We start from the raw sequence: 22505 nt of genomic DNA, 5'->3' as shown, positions 1-22505 counted from the left end.
TGTCCGGCGGGCGAAACGATACGAGTTTTAGCCTGCCATTTCTAATTCCACTCGCATCTTCGCTTCCGCTAGAAATCCCGTTTCCGTTTTCTCACACGATCCGAATAGAGTACGCTGCTTACCCCTGTTCCAAGCGGCTTGTATCGGAACAGAAACCAGCAATGACGGAGATGATCGTTTTGCTGTACGCCAAATTTCATTCACCTAACGTGTTTCGCAGAATTAGGACCCCCTGAACTAACCGTTCTCACAGAATGCCTGAATCGGTCGAAAAGCCATACGCTGCCGGCAATTCATTTTGTAGCCTGGTTTGCAGCCCCAGGCGAAACCTACCTTTTCCTGGTGGCGCGATATTTTGCGATCAGGATGAGAAACGCGATCGGAGTTGCAATTTTTCAGAAACACAGCTATTTAACGAAAAATTAAAGGAATCATTGGGTGTTAGTTCCGGGCGGCTTATTCAAGATCACTCAGGCGAAGGCGTGCCAGGCTGATTTCCTCGTAGGGATGCTGCACTCCTTTTTCATAGGCGCAGAGAATCTCCCCATTGGGCAATACCGCAAGGGCCGAATAGGCTGAGGGGCCCGCGTGAAGAACCTTAGAGGCTACCCAGGTCTTCCCACTATCTTTGCTCAATTTCACCGTCATATTTTCCCTTTTTGTACTGGCAGGATTTGAGAATAAGACCAGATCTCCGGTTGGATCTTCCGGCCAGGAGTACCGGATCAATGCTGCCTGACAAACGGGCTCAATCAACGTTGACGCCTCCTCGGGGTCGGACCAGGATCTTCCACCATCCTGGCTTACGGATAACGCCCGCCTGTTCTTTCCGAAGTAGGAGCGCATGTTCATCAGGAGGTCTCCTTGTCCATCCGCCATTTCCACTACCTGGCACTCGTTCATCTTGGGTCGAATGATACCCCCTAGTTTCCAGGTCTTACCCCGATCATCACTGTAAATTACATGCGATCCGTATTCAAAGGGACCGCCCCTTACCTGGCCGGCCGGATCATCGTAACTATGATCAGAGGGGATCACCAAACGACCTTTATACGGTCCATGTTTGATTTGAATACCGATCCCCGGACCTGTGGCATACCATCCCCATTCCGGGTTTTTGGTACTTTGGGTAATGTCTTTTGGTTTGGACCAGGTTATTCCATGATCAGAGGACTTCATAACAAATACCCTACGCGTATCCCGGCTTTTCTTACGAATAATATCCCCTTCGGTATCGTATCCACCATTCCATGTGAGGAGCAGGTGGATTTCTCCTGTTTCTTCGTCCAAAACCGGGCTGGGATTACCGCATACATTCTCCCCATCGTCCCAAACTACGATTGGCTCAGACCAGCTATGCCCCCCGTCTTCCGAACGCCTGAGCAACAAGTCAATGTCGCCCGTATCGCCGCTTCCGGTTTTTCTCCCTTCGACAAAGAACAGCAACGAGCCATCTTTGGCTACCAATAACGATGGAATTCGATAGGTATGGTATCCCCCCGTACCGCTGACAAAAAGTTTTTTCTCGAGCGGCTTATCGGTAACCTGCGCAGCGAGCGGTTTTATCGCCAGGAATGAAAACAAAACCAAAACAAAGGATAACAATCGGATACGCATCGTATTTGTCATTTGATCACCTACTATTAGTACTATTAGTTTGGACGGAAATTGTGGACTAAAGCCCGGCCGCTTCCTGTTGAAAATCGGCAGGATACCGGATGATTGTTAGTAAGTATTCCGATTTAAGAAGTTCTCTGGCTAGCGCCTGAACCTCAGCACCTGTGACCCCTACTACTCTATCGGAGGCACCCAAAACCGTGTCAAGGGGCATGTCCCCGGTAATCGCCGCACTGATTTGACCATGCCAGAAACCATTTCGGCGCAAGTTTTCTTCCAACGATATCCGCTTGGTTTCCCGCACTTTCTCCAAATCAGCGGGTTCTGGACCGTTCTCTTGGATTTTCTTGATTTCCTTCCATACTGCTTGCGTCAACTCCGGAACTGCCTCAGGCCCGCATGGAAAATTGATCACAAAGCTGAACCGCTCACGCGGCACCCTTCCTAAACTTCCCCTCGCACTTACACCATAAACGCCACCAATTTCTTCGCGCAGGGTCTCTATTAATTTGATGGTCAGGATTTCGCCCAGATAGGAGAGTTGTTGAGATTTCTCCAGATCGTAGGCAGCTTCTCCATTGAAATACATAATTACCTGACTTTTTTCATCCACGCCCACTTTTATTAACTCCGTTTGGTCTTGAGGAGCGGTGATCCCCAGATCCCGAAACTCCTCCTTTTCCGTACCGGGTTCTCCGGGAATGCCTCCAAGATATCGTTCAACCATGGGAATTACTTCCTCGAGGTCCATATTTCCGGTAAACAAAAACTCAAAATCTGCGGCATTGGAAAACCGTTCTTCAAAAATTTCCAAACTTCGGTCTACCTGTATACTATCCAGCTGTCCCGGACTGAAAACACCCATTCCTCGTGGGTTCCCGTTGCTGATTATTTCGTTCACCCGTTTGTTGAATTGAAAATCCGGATTGACCTGTGCACTTTCCAATTGGTTTTTCTGGTTTTGTAGAAAGACCTCCCAAAGGCCCTTGTCCATCCTTGGCGATGAAAAGTACAAATGAATCAGTTGTAAAGCCAATTCCAAATCCCGGGGAGAAGTGCTCCCAGAAATGGTTTCCGAATAGGTGCCAATATTGGGTGTTACCTGCACATTTTTTCCAGCCAGCACTTTTCTCAGGTCAGAGGGACTGAAGTCTCCCACGCCCATAACATTTACGGCTGTACCTGCATAGCTGGCATGGTAGTGGTCCCGATCGGGATATAGCGAGGTACCACCTTTACTGGAACCCGTAAACAGGATCTCGTCATTTTTAAAATCAGTGGGTTTGAAGTGAACCTTGAGTCCATTGTCAAGTAATAGGGTCGTAATATCCACCCCATCCAGGAAGGACCGTTTGATAACCTCGCCCGGATCCGGCAGACTACGTAGTAAGTTGTCTCGCAATTCCTTTTCCTGGTAAGGGCTTGTTTCCCAATCTTTGGATTCGTCCAACACCTGTAGCAACTCCGATTCTGTCGGCAGGGATTCCTTGTCTTTTTCAGGGGCTGTCACAATTACGACGGTGTTGGTCTCGCGGATCAGTTCGCCTATCATCTCATTGACTTCCTCCAAAGTAATGGAAGGAATCATTTCACGGTAAAAGTCGTAGCGATGAGCCGGATCATCGGCTAAGGTTTCGTTTAGAAAATGCGAAACGTACTTTCCTACCAGTGAGCGGGATTCCGCCTTGTCCCTTTCTTTGAATGACCTTTCTGCACTGTTCAGTAGGGAGCGCTTTACCCGCTCCAATTCGCTTTCGGTGAATCCGTGCTGCATGGCCCGCCGATTTTCTTCCAAAAAGGAACGCAGCCCCTCGCTTGCTTTTCCTGGCCCCACCACTCCCGAAGTGGTGAAAAATTCCAGGCTCTTCACCAGCTTGCCGTACCGGGCACCGGCAAAGATAAAGGGTGCATCGGGGGTTTGCCTGATTTCATCCAGCCGCTGGGTCAGCATACCGCCAATCATGGTACGCAAAACACGTTCTTTGTACGCCGCGTAGGTACCGGAAGAAGCCGGCGGATGTTTGTAATACAACTGCACCTGAATTCCAGGCGCTTCTTCGTCTGTGACAATTTTTACAAAATTCGCTTCGTGTTCGGGTACCTCGTAATACTCGCGTTCGGGGGCATCGGCTGGGTTGCTGAGATCGGAAAAATACTCCCGGATCAATGCTTCGATTCTATCCGGATCCAGGTCGCCCACGGCGACAATTCCCATTAAATCCGGTCGGTACCAATCCCGGTAAAAATCCCGAATCACTTCTTCACTGGCTCCGCGGATGATATCCATATCCCCGATCGGCAATCGGTTGGCATAGCGGCTATCGTGGAGCAAAACAGGCAAATACGCATCTCTCAAGCGCTGATCCACACCTTGCCCGGTTCGCCATTCCTCCACCACGATACCCCGTTCGGCATCAATGTCCTCGGATTCCAGCAGCAGGCCTCCCGCCCAGTCTCGCAATACCTGAAAACCGTTCCGTATTTTTTCTTCTTCATCGGTGGGAATGGGCAGTATATATACCGTTTCATCAAAACTGGTATAGGCATTCAGGTCACTGCCAAAAGCAACGCCTATCGATTGCAGGTAACTAATGAGCTCATTTTTTTCAAAATTTTCCGATCCGTTAAATGCCATGTGCTCCACGAAGTGGGCCAAGCCAAGTTGATCCTCCCGCTCCTGCATGGAACCCGCTTTGATAGCCAGGCGCAGTTCCAGTTTATTTTCTGGTTTTGGGTTGGATTGGATGTAGTACTGAAGGCCATTATCCAATTGCCCAACATGTACCCGCTCGTCGAGGGGAACGGAATCCGTTGGGGCGAACTGGCCACGCGTACTATTGGCAAGCAGACAAAAACTAACGACGAGCAGCTTGATTTTTTCCTTCATAAGACGGTAAAGAGGGGGATCAACTAAATAAAGCGAGTTCAATATTGCGAATAAATAAGCAATTTGAAAAATATTGCCTGTAAAAAGGGCAGTGTCTCCCCTGTGCTTCAAAATATCCCGGCGGTAAATTGGATTTTTACAAGGCCCTTCCGATATTTCATCTCCCATTTTCCATCAACCTCCAAACATATGTCAACCAATCACCTCTACCTTGTTCTTTTATTGCTCGCACAAATGGCCTGCTCGTCTTCGCCAATTATGAGCATTTCCCTGGATGCCGGAGACCTGGATCGGAAAAATAGTCCCCTGCTAATTCCCCTGGATCGGGATTTACCGGCCGGTAGCGACTACGAATTGATCAATGAGCAAACAGGAAAAGCCTATCCTGCTCAGGTTTTGTCCTCCGGACACCTATTGGTGGTAGTAGACGAAATGTCCGCAGGCACAGAAGGTGACTTTGGATTGCGTCAAGCAGCCGGAAACGTGGAAAGCCGGGTCACCATTTCCCAAACGGAGGAAGGCATCGAACTCTCTGTGGCGGGCAAGCCCGTCCTTTTTTACCAGACTGCCACTGCCTTACCCGGGGAAGGATTGCCGGATTATTACAAACGAAGCGGCATGATACACCCACTGTATAGCCCGGAGAGCCAGGTGTTGACCGATGCATTTCCTGTAGGCCACACACACCAACATGCCATTTTCAATGCCTGGGTAAATACCCAGTTCAGGGGGGAAAAGGTGGATTTTTGGAACCAACATCAGGAAACCGGAACGGTGGAACACGTGGATCTGCTGCACCTGGAAGAGGGCGTCAATGCCGCAGTATTCGAAAGCCTGCTGCGGCACATAAGCCTAAAACACGGAGAAGTGCTCGAAGAAACCTGGAAAGTACAGGTATACCCCTTTTCGGAATATTTCTTATTTGACTTGTATTCCGAGCAAACGAATACCAGTAGCGACACCTTGTTTATCGTAGACTACCATTACGGGGGCATGGGATTCCGGGGTAGCCGGGAATGGAACTCGGTGGATTCGCTGCATTACACGAATACCTGGAACATAGAAACCTCGGAAGGCTTTACAGGCGAAACCGCAAATCACACCCATGCATCCTGGGTGGGGGCATTTGGCGAGGTAGACGGAAAGATGGCTGGAGCAACAGTCTTCGGATTTCCATCGAATTTCCGGTATCCCCAAGCGATTCGGGTGCATCCTACCATGCCATACTGGGTATATGCTCCCATGGTCGATGGCGAATTCACCATTGCGCCGGGGGAAACCTTTACCAGCCGCTTTCGGTATTACGTACATCAGGGGCAACCCGATCAGGCCATCATCGATCGCATAAACAACGATTTATTGCATCCCATACAGGCCCGCATTGTGGAGTAAACGCGCCCACTGAGAACCTGGTAGAGCGGCACCGGTTCGTAGGATCAGTGCGGCTGCATCGTCATCCGACTGATTTCTTGCATTTCGGACGCCTCCACTACCCGGTCGAATACGGCCAAGCCACCAATAAGTCCATTAAAAAAGTTCCCCATTCCTCGTTGCAACACGACTGCTCCGACGGTAAAATCCGAGCCATTGTTCCCGATTCCATCCGAGAAATAATAGGGATTTTTGGAATGAACCAGGCCCTCCGGCAGTCCAGGAAAACCCTTCGTATTTTTTATGGGCTCGGGGGGCCTTTCCTGAAATTCTCCATCCAAATAGGATTTGATGTAGGTACCATCGTAGGTAAACGCGATAACGTGCCACTGACCTTTCGTTAATTGCTGCTTGCTTGCCGAATAATCGCAACTGTAGGGAAAGGGAGGCGTGGGTCCACCTGTGGCAGACACATGACCACAGACTTGATTGGCGCCGTTGTAGTGCGGTAGATCGACAAATAAGCCATACTGCCGTTTCCCACCATCTGTGTATTCGTTCCACATACCTCCCACAAACCCCGTCTTACCGTACCACTTGACCCAGGCCATCACCGTGATCCCCTGCATCTTTCCATGAACATTCAGCGCACCGGTACGATCGTGTGGAAGGCTAAAAAAAGATTGGTTGTCCAAATGCGCCGCATATCCGGAAAGGGGACCTTCCTCAACCCGCGGAATCCGTCCATTTCGTTCCTCCAAGGGGAAATCTCCTTTTCCGACGGCTTTTCGCGGCATCCCTGAAGGCTCGCGAAAATCCCAAAGCGCTACCAATCCTTCTTTTGCGCTCAGAAACGCGACCGGATCCTGCCTGCCGGTGGCCTCAGTTACCCAGACGAAAACAAACAAAATCAGGGCGCATCGACTATTTTTACCAGCCATGTATCAAGGAGTTTAATGAGAGATACCCGGACGGTAAATTAGGGTAATTTTTTAAGAAAAACACCAGGTATCCGATTTGAAATCCCCAGAAAATCAATGCCTCCTACCCGCTATCCCCATTCGGAAAAACCGAACGTGATTTTCAAGCCGGCAACCCGCTTCACCTAATACCTGCCCGTTTTGCTGCGATCAAATTTCTTTGGCAAAAGAAATATCTCTATATTGTTTGCCAGCCGATTATCGGCGGTCCAAACAAATAAAACCCATAGCAATTGATTGAAACGAATGATGAAACAAGTCCACGTACACTCCTTCAGTAACCTGATGCTCCTGCTTGTCCTTTCTGCAGCTACCCTTTCCTGCGCCGAAAAAAGCACCGAAACGATCTCCGAACCTCAGCGGCCCAATATTTTATTTATATTTTCCGATGACCATGCATTTCAAGCCATCAGTGCTTACGAGCACCAGCTTGCCGACTATGCCCCTACGCCTAACATCGACCGGATTGCGGAAAATGGCATGCGGTTCGACCGGGCTTATGTTACAAATTCCATTTGTGCTCCCTCGCGGGCAACCGTTCTGACTGGGGCGCACAGTCATGTAAACGGTCACCGTACCAATGGTGATATTTTCGATGGCGAACAAATCACGTTCCCCAAACTCCTTCGGGAAAATGGATACACCACCGCGCTCATTGGGAAATGGCACCTTCGGTCCAAGCCAACCGGATTTGATCATTGGGAAATTTTGCCGGGGCAAGGCCATTATTACAATCCTGATTTTATCTCCGATACCGATACGGGTGCCGTCGAAGGCTACGTTTCCGACCTGATCACCGATAAATCCCTCGCCTGGCTGGACGCCAATAAAGGAAGTGGAAAGCCCTTTATGCTGATGTTGCAGCACAAAGCACCGCATCGGGAATGGGAAAAAGGACCGGATCACCTGACCTTGTATGAAGACGTGGAATTCCCCGAGCCAGCCAACCTGTTTGACGATTACAGCAACCGCGGGACGGCAGCCAAAGAACAAGACATGACCATTCGGGAGACCATGCTATTGGACTCCGATTTGAAGCTTTGGACCGAAGAAAACAAGAATAAAGGCAGTTATAACCGTACGTATGGCCGCATGAATGACACACAGCGGGCAGCCTGGGATGCCGTTTACAATCCCATTATCCAGGAATTCCAGGAACAGAACCTTCAAGGCAACGACCTGGTCCGATGGAAATACCAGCGGTACATGCGCGATTACCTGGCCACCATCCGTTCCGTCGATGACAATGTGGGAAGGGTACTGGATTACCTGGAGGAGAATGGCCTGGATGAAAACACCCTGATCGTATACACCTCTGACCAGGGGTTTTACCTGGGCGAGCACGGCTGGTTCGACAAGCGGTTCATGTACGAAGAATCCTTCCGTACCCCTCTACTCATGCAATGGCAGGGAAAAATCCCGGAAGGAACGGTTAACAGCGATCTGGTTTCCAATCTGGATTTTGCCCAGACCTTTTTGGATGTAGCAGGGGTAGAAGCTCCCGATCGCATGCAAGGCAGGAGCCTGCTTCCTTTAATGCGCGGCGAAACGCCCGAAAACTGGCGGGATTATCTTTATTACCACTATTACGAGTTTCCAGCAGTACACAGCGTAAACAAACACGAGGGGATAACCGGGGAGCGTTACAAACTCATGCATTTTTACGAACTGGGCGAATGGGAAATGTACGATCTGGAAAAAGATCCGATGGAGATGAACAATATCTACAACTATCCCGAATACGATTCCATTCAACATTCGCTCGTTGATCGGTTTAAGCGAATAAAAAGGCAATACGGGGTGATTCACCCTAGAAATACCCCCTAACCTTTCCCAATTATTTTCCCATGCAAAAGCTGCTGATCCTTAGTTTCCTGCTGGCCTTGTACGGCTGCGGAGGAGGGCAGGGTGTTGAAAACCAACGCCTTTCGGAAGGCCCTGTGATACTCACCATCATTCGGGATGACGCCAACGGGCAACTCCGGGTAGTGCGAAAAAACCTGCCGGATACCCCATTGCTGGTACAGGAAGCGCAGGAGGGGTTTCGACCCTACATCCATCCAATTCTTTCTCCGGATGGCAACGGGATAGTAACCGAATACAGCCCCGGACACCACAAGCACCAAACGGGGCTGTATTGGGGGTTTACGCGGGTAAACGAGCGGGATTTCTTTCACCACCCGGAAGCCAGCCACTGGCGAAAAGTCGCAGCAAATGTACTCCAGGAAGAAGGAGAACAGGTGAAATGGCAGACGGTGTACGAGATGCTCGACAGCCTGGGAAACGTGGTCCTAACGGAAACGCAAACCTGGTCCTTTCAGGTGGAAAACGAGCGGTATTTTTTGGACTTGGAATGGCAGGGACACGCGGAGGAATCGCTCACGATTGGGAAATACGACTACGGAGGCCTGTTTCTTCGAATGCCCTGGCAGGAAGGGATGGATGCCGAGGTTGTCAACACCGCCCGGCAAAAAAACGAGCTGGCTGAGGGTCAACCTTCCATGTGGCTTAATATTGGCATGCAGGTAAAAGGACGTGACGACCGGGCAAACGTGGCGCTATTTGATCACCCGGACAACAAGGGATACCCTCAAAAATGGCGCGTAGATGGACAATTTGGCGTAGGTCCTGCTTACACCCGGGATGCAGACTGGAGCCTTCCGGCCGGGGAGACGCTGGTCCTAAAGCACCGGCTGCTGTTTTATACCGACAAATTTGAGGACCTGGCATTGACAGAAGCCTGGGGAGAATACGTGGGAAATACCGGCATGTACAATACCACGGCCCTTTGGCGAATTGCGCAGGAAGAGGGCAGAAACGCCCGGTTTCTTTCACCCGAGGAAGCCGTAGAAGAGATGCGTGTAAAAGAGGGCTATCGCGTCAATGTATTCGCTTCCGAGCCAATGATTACCCAACCCATGGCTTTCTGTTGGGACGACAAAGGCCGGCTATGGGTGGCAGAAAACCGGGACTACGAATCCCGGGGGCATGGTTTCTCAGAGGCCGGTGACAGCCGGATATTGATTTTGGAAGATACAGATGGAGATGGAAAGGCAGACTTGAAAAAAGTATTCATGGAGGGACTGGCTTTTCCTGCCGCACTGGCGGTCGGTTTTGACGGTGTCTATGTAGGCGCACCACCTAATTTGTTATTTATCCCGGACCGGGATCAGGACGACCGGGCGGATACGGATGCCATCGAAGTTTTGCTGACCGGCTGGGGCATCCGCGACCGGCACGAAACCTTAAACAGCCTGCATTGGGGCCCCGACGGCTGGTTATATGGGTTACAGGGCTTCGCCACTCCCTCTAAAATCCGGAAGCCAACCGAAGAAGAAAAAAAGAAACTGTATTACCACAAGGATCCTTTTCCGGAGGATTTGCTGGACGCCGAGGGTGTGGACATCAATGGCGGTGTCTGGCGCTATCATCCGGTCAAGCAGAACTTTGAAGTGGTGGCCCATGGATTCAGCAATCCCTGGGGGATTGATTACGATCCAAAGGGACAATGGATCATGACCGCCTGTGTAATTCCCCACCTCTGGCACGTGGTGCCAGGAGGGATTTACCACCGGCAAGGGGGGCAGCACTTCAATCCCTACGTATACGAAGACATCAAAACCATTACCGATCACAGCCATCGTTCGGCACATGGGGGCGCGCGAATCTACCAGTCCGATGCCTTCCCCGAAGAAGAATGGGGCAGGGTATTTATGGCCAATATCCACGAACATGCCGTACTCACAGACGAACTCGTTCCAAATGGATCCGGGTTTACCGGCAGGCATGCGGACGATTTTTTACTGGCAAACAATGCCCAATGGGTGGGTTTTAGCATGGAAACCGGTCCCGAAGGTGGGGTATACGTATTGGATTGGCACGATGCCGATATCTGCGGACAGGAAGTGCTGAACAGTGAAACCGGTCGCATTTTCCGAATCATGCCCGACCAATCAAAGGCAGAAGACTGGGAAGGGCGGTACGGCGATCTCAATGCTTTGCCGGATTCCGCATTGGTACACCTGCAAACCAGTAAAAGTGACTGGCATTCCAGACGGGCACGGGGAATCCTTCACAAACGCGCGGTACAGCAAAAACTGGAGGAAACCACCATTTCCCGGCTGAAAGCGATTTTTCACCAACAGGAGAATAGTAATTACCGGCTAAAGGCGCTTTGGGCCTTGCATCAGGTTGATGGATGGCGAGAGCAGGAACGCCTGGCGTTATTGGATGATCCGGATCCCTATGTACGGGCCTGGGGTATCCAATTGCTTTGCGAGGACCGGAATCCGCCCCAAGCCGCCAGGGATCGCTTTACCCAACTGGCCAACGAGGACCCTTCTGCGACCGTACGCCTGTACCTGGCTGCAGCCCTGCAACGCATTCCGGAAGACTGGAAATGGGACCTGTCAGCCGCACTGATGCGCAGAGCAGAAGACCGAGAGGATCACAACATCCCCAAAATGATCTGGTTTGGAACGGAATACCTGATCGATAAAAACCCCAACCGGTTTTTGGCCATGGCCGAGGAATCGGCATCACCCTTACTGACGCGATTCATGGCGCGAAGGGCCGTAGATGGCGATCACCTCAATGCGTTGGTAGCGCGCATTGCGTTGGCGAAACAAAACCGGACCGATCTTCTGTCCGGCATGGTGGAGGGAATGGAGGGAAGAACCGATCTTTCCCCTCCGCAGCGCTGGCAGGAAATTGCCGAAAAACTGAAGGGGACGGAAGAACTCGGCGCTCTTGTAGCTGAAGTCAGCGCTCGATTTGGGGATGCGGCAGCTACGCAGGAAGCATTGGCTATGCTGCAAAACCCTTCTGCCTCAGAGCAAGAGAAACTTACCGCCCTCCAAATGCTTGCCGCGCAGCAAAAAACGGAGTTAACCCCACTCCTTCCTGCGCTGCTGAAAGAGAAGACACTTCGATTGGAGGCCATACGGGCCGTGGCTGCTTTTTCCAAAGCGGACCTCGGATCTGCGCTTATAAAAGCCTATCCGACAGCTTCGGCAGAAGAAAAGGTAGCCATCCTGCAAACCATGTCCGCTCGTTCTTTATATGGAAACCAACTGTTGGACGAAATTAAAGCGGGAAACATCGCCAGGAAGGAAATCCCGGTTACGCTGGCCCGGCAATTGCACCGGGTAATCGGCAGCGGCTTTGTCGAAGTATGGGGGCCGATAGAACATGTTCCCAGCGACGAAGCCGCCTACCAACGCTACAAAGACCTTTTTACGAAAGAAGCCCTGGCAACCGCAAATCTACTGGAAGGCAAACGGCTGTTTACGCAGTCATGTGGTAGTTGCCACAAGCTATTTGGGGAAGGAGCGGATATTGGACCTGATCTTACCGGTTCCAATCGGCAGGACCCGGATTACATTCTTCTGAATGTACTGGAGCCCAGCGCGGAAATTCAGGACGCTTACCGCCTGGTGGTCATTACCACCGTTGACGGCCGTACCTACACCGGAAATGTGGTAGGGGAAAGCGCCCGACAGCTTCGGGTAAAGGTGGCTGGGCAGGACCCGGTCCTGATCAATAAATCGGCGATTCAGAACAAGGAAGTCACGGATGTATCGTTGATGCCTCCGGGTTTGTTCGAACCGCTTTCTAACGAAGAGGTGATCAACCTGATGGCCTACCTGCAAACCCAAAAACAAATCGACTAAGAGAGGGCTACCAAAACCGCAGCCGAACGCCCGCGGACTGCCCGAGACGGTGGTTCCATTTGGACGATGGGTCTCCCCAATTCGGCTGAGATCCGAAGTACTTGCCCAGGTCGTATTGCAGCTTGTAATAAAGTGCCAGGGAACGGCTAAATTCAATGTTCACTCCTGCATTGGGAGAGAGCAGGCCACGGGTATAGATTTGTGTGCTTGTATTTTCCGAAGAAGAAACTGGCTGATCCGCATGAAGGTTTGTAAACGCGAAACCAGCGGCCGCCCCGTAGAAAAACGAAAGTGCATCGCTGTAGTACAGGTCGTACCGGAATGTGGCGGTTGTCTCCACAATTTGTTGAAATTGCCCGGCAGTTCCTTCGCCTGTCGTATTCATACGAAAGACCCCTACAGTAGCTCCCCAGGCAACCATATCGGCGGAAAACGGGGACTGCTCCTGCCTTGCTGCGGCCAATTCAATACCCATAAGGGGCTCGAATACCTGACGCTGCGCGCCCAGGAGGTGTTTGTATGTGAGCCCTGCACTAAGCTCAAGTTCCTGGGAGATTGCCTTTGGAATGCACCCTAGCACCGTAAAAAAGAAGGAAATAGCAAAGAGTTTCATGCGCTGTGAGGATAACTTGTTACAAATGAAGCAGCCAAAACCGATCCGCTTCCCCGTCCGGTTTGGGTAAAGCAGGCAATTTTTATTCCAAAATCGGCATCTATCTCCCGACTCCGCCCCTACCCGACGTGAATCAAAGAGAACAAAACGGGGGGAAGTTTCGCCAGTACTGTTTTCTTTCATTCGTATTCCCCGTACCTTTGGGTCTGAATTCGACATTCTCTTGACAAGCGATACAAAAGAAAAATTTGTTTGGCAGTGGCAGCAGACGCACCTGGTTTTTCTCAAGGAGAAAGCCCTTTGGCTGGAAGAAGAAAAGAGTCTGCTGGTAGCGGATACCCATTTTGGAAAAGCAGGGCATTTCCGAAAATCCGGAATTCCGATTCCGGAAACCGTACATGACCAAGACTTTAGGCAATTGCAGCAATTGATCGATACCTACAAGCCGCTTCGGTGTCTATTTTTAGGCGATTTGTTTCATAGCGAACACAATCTGTCTTGGGAGCAATTGTTACAGTTTGTTGAGTTTAACGATACCGTTTCTTTTCACCTGGTCAAAGGGAACCACGATATCTTGCCAAGACGGATGTACGACAACAGCTGCTTTCGGATCCACGAAGATACGTTGACACTGGGAAAATTGCTCCTGACTCATGAGCCGTTGGCAAGAGTTCCAAAAGGCTTCCTCAATGTATGCGGCCACCTGCATCCCGGCGTGGTCATTCAGGGAAAAAGTCGACAGCGCATCACCTTGCCCTGCTTTTTTTACCGGAATAATTGCCTGGTCTTGCCGGCTTTTGGACGGTTTACCGGCCTGATGAAAATTTCCCGGGAGACAGCTTCTTGTATCCTGGTAACTACTTCAGATGCTGTGATTCCAATCAAATTAAATAATAAGGTTGGTTAAGTTAATATCCCTGATTAATTTTGATTCGAATACGTACCTCCAATGAGCAGAAAACAACGGAAAAAGACCCGACTGGGGAGCTATAAATTTGTAAGTGTGCTTTTTAGCATTACGCTCTCCTTGTTAATGATCGGGATCTTTGGCGTCGTGTTGATTCAGGCCAAAATGCTGACGAGCCTGATCCGAGAAAACATCGAGGTACAGGTGTTTCTTTCAAAAAACCTAAAGAAATCGGATGTAGACCAACTGCTCCGGCAAATGGAAGATAAACCCTATGTACTAAAAAAAGAATCAGAGACTGTCTTGCATTTTACCTCGAAAGAAGAAGCCGCCAGCCTTTTTATCGAGGAAGTAGGCGAAGATTTCACACAATTTCTGGACGAAAACCCACTGAGGGATTCCTTCACTTTTTCCGTTAACGAAGAATTTCAGACCTCAGAAGGGATCGCTTCCATCGTGGAGGAATTAGAGCAATTGCCCGGCGTATTTGAAGTGACCTACATGCAAGATATGGTAGCGGCAATAAACGAAAACCTGGTAAAAGTGAGCTTGGTTTTGGGTACGTTGATTTTGATACTGTTGGTTACGGTGGTGATATTAATTAGCAATACGATCAAACTGGCGTTGTTTTCTCAACGGTTCCTTATCCGAAGCATGCAATTAGTGGGTGCTACCAAAGGATTTATCCGGCGTCCGTTTCTCTGGCGCTCTTTTTTGTACGGCGCCCTGGCGGGGCTGATTGCCTCCGGGATCATTTTCTCACTGCTGGAATACGGAAAAAATTTCATTGAGGGCTTCCAATTATTGTACAACATCGAATTGCTGGCCCTTTTATTCGGAAGTTTGATCCTCCTGGGTGCATGCATGTCCTGGTTGAGTACCTTCCGATCCATCAATAAGTACCTGAACATGTCCCTGGACGAATTATACTGACGTTATGAAAGATAGCAAACTACCCTTTACTAAAAAAAATTACCAGTTGATGTTGGCAGGCATTGCCGTCATTGTTATTGGCTTTGTGATCATAGGGCTGGATCAACAGCCGCATGGTTTCGGTATCATGGGACTAACAATCGGCCCGATCGTGGTACTGTTGGGGTTTCTTTTTCAATTTTATGCCATATTTTATAAAAAAACGAGTTAATGACATTCTTAGAAGCAGTGATACTGGGTATCGTTCAGGGGCTGACCGAATTTTTACCCGTTTCCTCCAGTGGCCACTTGGAGATCGCCTCGGCACTTCTTGGCGGAAATTCCGTACCTGAGGAAAGTTTACTATTTACGGTAGTGGTTCACTTTGCAACGGCCTTGAGCACAATCGTGGTCTTTCGAAAGGATGTATACGACATCGTCAAGGGACTTTTTCAGTTTAAAAACAACGAAGAAAGTCAATTTTCATTGAAAATAATTCTGTCCATGATTCCGGCAGTCATTATCGGGTTGTTTTTTGAGGAAGAATTAGAGCAGCTTTTTGGGGGAAAAGTGGTTTTTGTGGGCTTTATGCTGCTGATTACGGCACTGCTTCTCTTTCTGGCCGACCGGGCGACCAACACCGGAAAACCGGTTTCCTACGGGAATGCCTTCGTTATTGGCCTGGCCCAAGCCTTTGCCATGTTGCCGGGAATCTCCCGATCCGGAGCGACCATTTCCACCTCTGTTTTGCTGGGCATCGACAAAAACAGGGCGGCCCGGTTTTCTTTTTTGATGGTGGTCCCGTTGATTTTGGGGAAAATTGGTAAGGATATTCTGGATGGCGCCCTGAGCTATGAAAACGAGCAATTTGGTACCATGGCAGTTGCCTTTTTGGCTGCATTCTTTGCCGGACTGGTTGCCTGTACCTGGATGATTCAATTGGTCAGAAGGAGTAAGTTGCGGTACTTTTCTGTTTACTGCACAATAGTTGGCCTATTGGCCATTCTTTCCGGATGGGTATTTTGATGGGGCTTCAGGAAAAGGCATATGGTGAGGTATTTCTGGTCAATAAGCCGTACCAATGGACGTCTTTTGACGTCGTAAAAAAACTTCGAAATGCACTCAAGGTCAAGAAAGTAGGACATGCAGGTACCCTTGATCCGCTAGCTACCGGACTACTGATTATCTGTGCAGGCAGGGAAACAAAAAATATCGATCGCTACCAGGCACAGGAAAAAGAATACGAAGGCAGTCTGGTCCTGGGGAAGACCACGGATTCCTATGATTTGGAGCAGGAAGTACGCGATATCGCGGATCCGTCGTACCTCGACGATTCTGCCATTTTAGCGGCCGCTCAATCGCTGACAGGAGATATCCTGCAGGTTCCTCCCGCGCATTCGGCGATAAAAAAAGACGGAAAGCGGGTATACGAATCGGCAAGAAAAGGGATCGCGGTTCACCTGGATGCCAGACCGGTTACCGTAAAGAGTTTCGAAATCAAACAGATTACCCTGCCGGAAATTCATTTTCGTATTCGCTGCTCCAAGGGTACCTACATCCGAAGTCTGGCCCGAGATATGGGCGAAAAGTTGGAAGTAGGTGCCTATCTGTCTGCATTAAAGCGAACGGCAATCGGCGATTTTCGGCTGGAAAAAGCCTGGGAATTGGGCGATTTGATCGACAAAATCTACAAAGAGCGAAATGAAAATTTATAGATCTCTTGATGATTTCCCACAAATAAACCGACCGGTAGTCACTATCGGTACATTTGACGGCGTTCACCTTGGTCATCAAAAAATCCTCAAACGGATTAGCCGAATTGCCCGGAATACCGGGGGGGAAACGGTCTTGATCACCTTCTGGCCGCACCCCCGAATGATTTTGTTTCCGGAAGAGCACGGTGTACGCTTATTGAATACATTTGAAGAGAAAGCCAGGTTGCTTGCTTCGTTTGGCATAGATCATCTGTTAAGTATCCCGTTTACCCGGGCATTTTCCGAAATGCCCTCGGAAGACTTCATTCATTCTATACTCGTCGAGAAAATCCAAACCCGCATACTGGTTATCGGGTACGACCATCGATTCGGAAAAGACCGAAAAGGCAGCTTTGCACATTTGAAAGCAAGGCAACAACAGTACCAGTTTGAACTGGAAGAGATCCCGCGGGAGGACATTGACAACGTGGGCATCAGCAGTACGAAGATCCGTAAGGCCCTGGAAGCCGGAGATATCGCCACTGCAAACGAGTTTTTAGGCAGAGCCTATACCCTGGAGGGAACGGTCGTGGAGGGAGACAAAATCGGCCGGACCATCGGATTTCCGACTGCTAACATTGGTGTGGCAGAGCCAGATAAGCTCATTCCCATGGATGGTGCATACATCGTCCAGGTCCGGTTGGGAACCAAACAGCTCGGTGGGATACTCAATATCGGAAAAAGACCTACTGTTTCGGGACTGATGAAGAATATTGAGGTAAACATTCTGGGGTTTGAGGGCACGATTTATGGAGAAAATCTAGAAGTAGCTTTTTTGGAATTTTTGAGACCGGAAAAAAAATTCGGAAATTTAGAGGGATTAAAGGAGCAATTAGAAAAAGACCGGGAACGGGCGCGTGCTTTTTTTGGAATGGATAAACTCAAACCGAATGATAAATAAAAAAGTAGCAAATGCGGCGGAAGCAATCCAGGACATCGCTGATGAGTCCGTACTCTTACTTGGAGGATTTGGCTTATGTGGCATTCCGGAAGCAGCGATACAGGCATTGCTAGAACGAAACCCAAAAGGATTAACCTGCATATCCAATAACGCCGGCGTGGACGATTTTGGTGTGGGCCTCTTGCTCAAAAAACGAATGGTGAAAAAATTGATCGCCAGCTATGTAGGTGAAAACGAAGAGTTTGAAAAGCAATACAAAGCGGGAGAACTGGAATTGGAACTCATCCCGCAAGGCACGTTGGCAGAACGAATTCGGGCCGGTGGAGCGGGTATCCCGGCATTTTTCACGCCCGCGGGAATCGGCTCACAACTGGCGGAGGGAAAAGAGATTCGCGAATTTGATGGCAGGCTGTATTTGCTGGAGCGCTGGATAAAAGCGGATTTTGCCCTTATCAAGGCCTGGAAGGGAGACACTGCCGGTAATTTGATCTACCGGGGTACCGCCAGAAACTTTAATCCGCTAATGGCGGCGGCAGGTAAAATTACCATCGCGGAAGTCGAAGAGTTAGTCCCTGCAGGAGAATTGGACCCCAATCAGGTGCACACCCCTGGTATCTATGTACAGCGGATCTTTCAGGGAGATCACTACGAAAAGCGAATCGAAAAAACGACCATTTCCCCCGAATAACAGCCCATGCTAACCAAAGAACAAATAGCCCAGCGAATAGCCAGAGAGATAAAAGATGGTCAATACATCAATTTGGGCATCGGCATCCCCACCCTGGTAGCCAATTACATTCCAAGCCACCTGCAGGTGGTCCTGCAGTCGGAAAATGGTCTGTTGGGTATCGGGCCCTATCCAAAACAAGCTGACATGGATCCGGATCTGGTCAATGCGGGGAAGGAAACCATATCCATGGTCCGGGGGTCTTCGCTTTTTGATTCCGCAGAAGCCTTCGCCATGATCCGTGGCGGCCACATAGACGTAGCCATTTTGGGAGCACTGGAACTTTCAGAAAATGGCGATATCAGCAACTGGAAAATTTCTTCCAGCCTGATAAAGGGAGTAGGCGGAGCGCTGGATTTGGTGGCGTCGAATGCGAAACTCTTTGTGGCCATGCGCCATTGCCACAAAGACGGTAGTTCGAAACTAAAAAAACAATGCAAATTCCCAGTGACGGGCCTTCGCTGTGTGCACAAGATTTTTACTGACTTGGGGGTTTTTTCCATTCTCCCGGAGGGCGGTTTCAAATTAGTGGAAAAAGCTCCCGGCGTTGACCTGGACGAGATTCGGCAAAAAACAGAGGGTCGCTTGGTGATCAAAGGAGAAATTCCCGAAATGACCGGCTTTGCCAAATAGGAATAGTCAACTTTCGGTATTCTTTGTTAGTTTTGCAACCTCAAAACCAGATACCAAAAAATGAAAAAGTCAGAAATAAAATTCTCCGTTGAACTGGACGATCAAAACCTGCCCAAAAGCATTGAATGGGATGCTTCGGACAAAGAAGCGGAGGGGCTGGAATCTACCCGTAGTATCAGCCTAAATGTGTGGGACAACTTAAACCAAAGCACCTTGCGCATTGACTTGTGGACCAACGACATGTCGGTTGCAGAAATGAAACGCTTTTACATCGATATTTTAGGAGGAATGGGGCAGACCATTCTGAACAGTACTGGAGACGAGTATTTCTCCGAAGAAATAAAATCGCTCTGTGACCGACTTGTTACCCACGTCAACGAAGAAAACAAAAACCAAAAAAAATAATAGCCGCAACAAAAATACCTTTACTTTCGTTTTGAGAATGGAGTGTATAGGCTTTGATTCTATAGTGAAGTCGAAAAGCAACCTCTTTTCGGGAAAGCGCGGTCGATGAACACAATTGTTTTTTAGGAATCTGCCATGGAGATTGGGGTAACGAAACTAAAACTGCCGCAAAATCCCACTCGGAGGTGTACGTTGCTTGTAATCTGTTTGACCTTTAGCTGTAAAAAAATGGTAAAACCCCTAAAATCGTTCTATACCGTGCTTTTGGTATGGATCTATCTGGCAGCAGGAGTACAGTTGTCAGCAATGGCCCAACAAAGCACCGAAATTTCCGGTACCGTTACAGAGTCCGGGTCCGGCATGCCGCTAATCGGTGTAAACATCCTTGTTAAAGGTAAAGTGATCGGTACCATCACGGATAACGATGGGAATTTTACCCTAGAGGTAAACCAAGCCCCTCCGCTTACGCTTATTTTTTCCATGATTGGGTTCGCAAGCCAGGAGTTAGCGATCACGGAAGCCAACACAAATAACCTGCAAATACGCCTGGAAGAACAAAGTCTTTTGGGACAGGAAGTCGTAGTCTCCGCATCCCGGGTTGAAGAAAGCATCCTGCAATCGCCCGTTTCTATAGAAAAAATGGATATTTTGGCTATTCGAGAGGCCGCAAGCGACTCCTATTACAAGTCCATCGCTAACCTAAAAGGCGTAGATGTTACCAGTACCTCCATTAATTTCCAAATAGTAAATGCCCGGGGTTTTAACTCCACTGGAAATACCCGGTTTGTCCAATTGATAGACGGAATGGACACCCAGGCCCCCTCGCTTAACTTCCCAATTGGCAACTTAAATGGCCCTTCTGAATTGGATGTTGAAAGTGTGGAATTTATCCCCGGAGCCTCTTCGGCACTTTATGGCCCCAATGCCTTTAATGGTATGTTGCTGATCAATAGCAAAAGCCCTTTTGAATACCAGGGATTAAGCGCCTCTTACAAGCAAGGGCTTAATCACATCAATGGCTTGCCCGGCGAACCAAGTTCTCCACGTCCGATGTTTGAAGGAGCCATTCGGTATGCGCAGGCTTTCTCCAATAAATTGGCCTTCAAGGTCAGTGCTTCCTTCATGGAGGCGGAAGACTGGTACGGAACCGACCAGACAGATCTCAACGAGTCGGCCCAGGGGGAATTACCCTTTAATCCGGGCGAGAACCGCGTCCATGTATTCGGAGACGAGGTGTCCAATAATATCGGTTTGTTGCGAAACGTGGCTGCCATACAACAGCAGGCAGGCCTACTGGGGTTGGGCGGCTACATTGGGAGTATCCCGGATCAGGTGGTTTCGCGGACGGGCTACGACGAACGCGAACTCGTGGATTACGGAGCTAAAAATTACAAAGTAAGTGGTGCCCTGCATTTCCGGGTAAATGATCAGTCAGAGCTGTCTTACACCTTGAATTACGGTGCAGGCACTTCGGTCTATACCGGTGCGCAGCGGTACTCTTTGAATAATTTTTCCATCACGCAACATAAATTGGAGCTGAAAGCAGACAATTATTTCGTTAGAGGCTATACCACCCGGGGAAATTCGGGTGATTCCTACATTGCCGATCTTACCGGGGTAAATATAAATGATCAGTGGAAAGGCAATGCACAATGGTTTGGAGAATACGCGCTGAATTACATGGGTGCGCTCGCGCTTCAACAGGTAGCCCCCGGTTCTCTGGGAACCGTCGCCCAACAGGGAGAAGCGCATCAATTTGCCCGTACCCAGGCTGACCAGGGACGTTTGCTGCCCGGTAGTGCTGAGTTTAATCAGGCCGAGACCACTATTCGAGCGGATTTCATTCCGCAGGGTTCGTTGTTTAACGACCGATCCCGCATGTACATGGCAGAGGGGCAATACGACTTTAAAAACGAAATTGATTTTATGGACCTCCAGGCAGGTGCCTCCTACCGGGTCTATGACCTCCGTTCAAACGGGACCATTTTTGCTGATGTAGCGGGCAACAATATTTCGGTTTCCGAAATTGGAGCCTTTGCCCAGGCTTCCAAGCGCTTCGTCGAAGACAAACTCAAAGTCACCGGTTCTGTCAGGTACGACAAGAACGAAAACTTTGACGGGCAGTTTAGCCCCCGAATATCGGGGGTCTACACCGAGGGAAACAACAATTTTCGAATTTCTTACCAAACGGGATTCCGGATGCCTACCACCCAGGCCCAACACATTGATTTGAACGTCGTGTCGGCTCGGTTGATTGCCGGTTTGCCCTATTACCGGGAAAAATATGCCGTTTTTGAAAATGCCTATTCCCTAACTTCTGTGCAGCGGTACACCGAAGCCGTGGCAGGGGGAGCGAGTCCGGTAGCCGCATCGGCCACGAATTTGCTAGAGCAGGTCACTGATCTACCTGCGTTGAGGCCGGAAAAGGTAAATTCTATTGAAGGGGGATACAAAGGGCTCTTGCTAAACAACCGCCTGCTCGTCGATATGGCGTATTATTACAACATTTACAACGACTTTATTTCCCAAACAGCCGTTCGGAAGGCTCCCGGACCGGTATTCCCGGGTGCGGCACCGACTTCTGATCAGGGGGCAATCAACGCCGTTAATGCTCCTTCCCTACTAACCCCCATAACCATACCCGGACAAGAAAACACCTTTCAAACCTATACAAATATCGTGGACAGGGTCGTTCGGGCTCATGGGCTGGCGCTCGGATTGACGTATTCCCTGCCGAGTAATTTTACCATTGGGGGAAATTACAATTTCAATAAATTACTGACTGATTTCGAAGAAGGTTTCCTTGCTGAATTCAATACACCCGAACACAAGGCCAATGTGGTTTTTGGTAACCGGAAAGTGACGGAAAAAATCGGATTTAACCTGGCCTACCGCTACCAGACTGCCTTTCGCTGGGAGTCATCCTTTGCGCAGGGGAATGTGCCGGCCGTGCACAACCTCGATGCGCAGGTTTCCTATCGGTTAAAGCCCTTGCAAACCATCGTCAAATTGGGAGGCTCCAACGTCTTAAATAACCGCTATTTCCTCAATTTCGGAGGACCCAATCTGGGAGCCATTTACTATGTCTCGCTTACCTTTGATGAATTGCTCAATTAAACCAGTATC

At 49.5% G+C, this 22505-nt stretch carries 17 protein-coding genes; 13 read left to right on the top strand and 4 right to left on the bottom strand.

Annotated features, from left to right (window positions below; translation table 11 throughout):
• Positions 1 to 456 precede the first annotated feature (456 nt).
• Both GCU44_RS19840 and GCU44_RS19835 read right to left on the bottom strand, forming a co-directional pair.
• A complete protein-coding gene (locus GCU44_RS19840; RefSeq protein ID WP_154858974.1) occupies positions 457 to 1617 on the bottom strand; it encodes a sialidase family protein in 1161 nt (386 codons plus the stop codon).
• Positions 1618 to 1675: 58 nt separating this feature from the next.
• Positions 1676 to 4504 carry a M16 family metallopeptidase gene (locus tag GCU44_RS19835; protein ID WP_154858972.1) on the bottom strand — a complete coding sequence of 943 codons (2829 nt, stop codon included), beginning with the start codon at positions 4502 to 4504 and terminating at the stop codon, positions 1676 to 1678.
• A 189-nt stretch (positions 4505 to 4693) separates the two neighbouring features.
• Here GCU44_RS19835 and GCU44_RS19830 point away from each other — a divergent pair, with 189 nt between their 5' ends.
• On the top strand, positions 4694 to 5896 hold the full coding sequence (locus GCU44_RS19830) for a DUF6807 domain-containing protein (protein WP_154858970.1): 1203 nt from the start codon (positions 4694 to 4696) through the stop codon (positions 5894 to 5896).
• Between the two features lie 44 nt (positions 5897 to 5940).
• Here GCU44_RS19830 and GCU44_RS19825 read toward each other — a convergent pair whose 3' ends face one another.
• The gene (locus GCU44_RS19825) at positions 5941 to 6816 is read right to left on the bottom strand and encodes a LamG-like jellyroll fold domain-containing protein (protein ID WP_154858968.1); all 876 of its coding nucleotides are present in this window, start codon (positions 6814 to 6816) and stop codon (positions 5941 to 5943) included.
• A gap of 285 nt (positions 6817 to 7101) precedes the next feature.
• Here GCU44_RS19825 and GCU44_RS19820 point away from each other — a divergent pair, with 285 nt between their 5' ends.
• Together GCU44_RS19820 and GCU44_RS19815 are read left to right on the top strand one after the other, a co-directional pair.
• Positions 7102 to 8682: a sulfatase family protein gene (locus tag GCU44_RS19820; RefSeq protein WP_206670862.1), complete on the top strand. Its 1581-nt coding sequence runs from the start codon at positions 7102 to 7104 to the stop codon at positions 8680 to 8682.
• A gap of 20 nt (positions 8683 to 8702) precedes the next feature.
• The gene (locus GCU44_RS19815) at positions 8703 to 12527 is read left to right on the top strand and encodes a PVC-type heme-binding CxxCH protein (protein WP_154858966.1); all 3825 of its coding nucleotides are present in this window, start codon (positions 8703 to 8705) and stop codon (positions 12525 to 12527) included.
• A 7-nt stretch (positions 12528 to 12534) separates the two neighbouring features.
• Here GCU44_RS19815 and GCU44_RS19810 read toward each other — a convergent pair whose 3' ends face one another.
• Positions 12535 to 13140, bottom strand: a complete 606-nt coding sequence (locus GCU44_RS19810; RefSeq protein ID WP_154858964.1) for a hypothetical protein — start codon at positions 13138 to 13140, stop codon at positions 12535 to 12537.
• Positions 13141 to 13363: 223 nt separating this feature from the next.
• Between GCU44_RS19810 and pdeM the strand changes: the two genes are divergently transcribed.
• The 10 genes from pdeM (at position 13364) to GCU44_RS19760 (ending at position 22496) form a co-directional block, all read left to right on the top strand.
• Positions 13364 to 14047 (top strand): ligase-associated DNA damage response endonuclease PdeM, encoded by a 684-nt coding sequence (pdeM, locus tag GCU44_RS19805; RefSeq protein WP_241685039.1) that lies wholly within the window; start codon positions 13364 to 13366, stop codon positions 14045 to 14047.
• 42 nt (positions 14048 to 14089) lie between these two features.
• Positions 14090 to 14980, top strand: a complete 891-nt coding sequence (locus GCU44_RS19800; RefSeq protein ID WP_092178755.1) for a cell division protein FtsX — start codon at positions 14090 to 14092, stop codon at positions 14978 to 14980.
• Positions 14981 to 14984: 4 nt separating this feature from the next.
• On the top strand, positions 14985 to 15191 hold the full coding sequence (locus GCU44_RS19795; RefSeq protein ID WP_092178754.1) for a DUF3098 domain-containing protein: 207 nt from the start codon (positions 14985 to 14987) through the stop codon (positions 15189 to 15191).
• Positions 15191 to 15985, top strand: a complete 795-nt coding sequence (locus tag GCU44_RS19790; RefSeq protein WP_154858961.1) for an undecaprenyl-diphosphate phosphatase — start codon at positions 15191 to 15193, stop codon at positions 15983 to 15985. Before GCU44_RS19795 ends, GCU44_RS19790 begins: the two co-directional genes overlap by 1 nt.
• Complete coding sequence (truB, locus tag GCU44_RS19785; RefSeq protein ID WP_241685038.1) at positions 15973 to 16674, top strand: tRNA pseudouridine(55) synthase TruB; 702 nt, start codon at positions 15973 to 15975, stop codon at positions 16672 to 16674. Before GCU44_RS19790 ends, truB begins: the two co-directional genes overlap by 13 nt.
• The gene (locus tag GCU44_RS19780) at positions 16661 to 17614 is read left to right on the top strand and encodes a bifunctional riboflavin kinase/FAD synthetase (RefSeq protein WP_154858959.1); all 954 of its coding nucleotides are present in this window, start codon (positions 16661 to 16663) and stop codon (positions 17612 to 17614) included. Before truB ends, GCU44_RS19780 begins: the two co-directional genes overlap by 14 nt.
• Positions 17604 to 18302 carry a CoA transferase subunit A gene (locus GCU44_RS19775; protein ID WP_092178750.1) on the top strand — a complete coding sequence of 233 codons (699 nt, stop codon included), beginning with the start codon at positions 17604 to 17606 and terminating at the stop codon, positions 18300 to 18302. The genes GCU44_RS19780 and GCU44_RS19775 overlap by 11 nt, the downstream gene beginning before the upstream one ends.
• A gap of 6 nt (positions 18303 to 18308) precedes the next feature.
• Positions 18309 to 18974: a 3-oxoacid CoA-transferase subunit B gene (locus GCU44_RS19770; RefSeq protein WP_154858957.1), complete on the top strand. Its 666-nt coding sequence runs from the start codon at positions 18309 to 18311 to the stop codon at positions 18972 to 18974.
• 60 nt (positions 18975 to 19034) lie between these two features.
• Positions 19035 to 19379, top strand: coding sequence for a gliding motility protein GldC (gene gldC, locus GCU44_RS19765; RefSeq protein ID WP_092178748.1), 345 nt, complete (start codon positions 19035 to 19037; stop codon positions 19377 to 19379).
• Positions 19380 to 19685: 306 nt separating this feature from the next.
• Positions 19686 to 22496, top strand: a complete 2811-nt coding sequence (locus GCU44_RS19760) for a TonB-dependent receptor (RefSeq protein ID WP_394366503.1) — start codon at positions 19686 to 19688, stop codon at positions 22494 to 22496.
• The last annotated feature ends 9 nt before the right edge of the window (positions 22497 to 22505 follow it).

The organism is Cyclobacterium xiamenense (assembly GCF_009467825.1).
In the GTDB taxonomy this organism is placed as follows: domain Bacteria; phylum Bacteroidota; class Bacteroidia; order Cytophagales; family Cyclobacteriaceae; genus Cyclobacterium; species Cyclobacterium xiamenense.
This window is presented reverse-complemented; position numbering and strand designations above follow the sequence as displayed.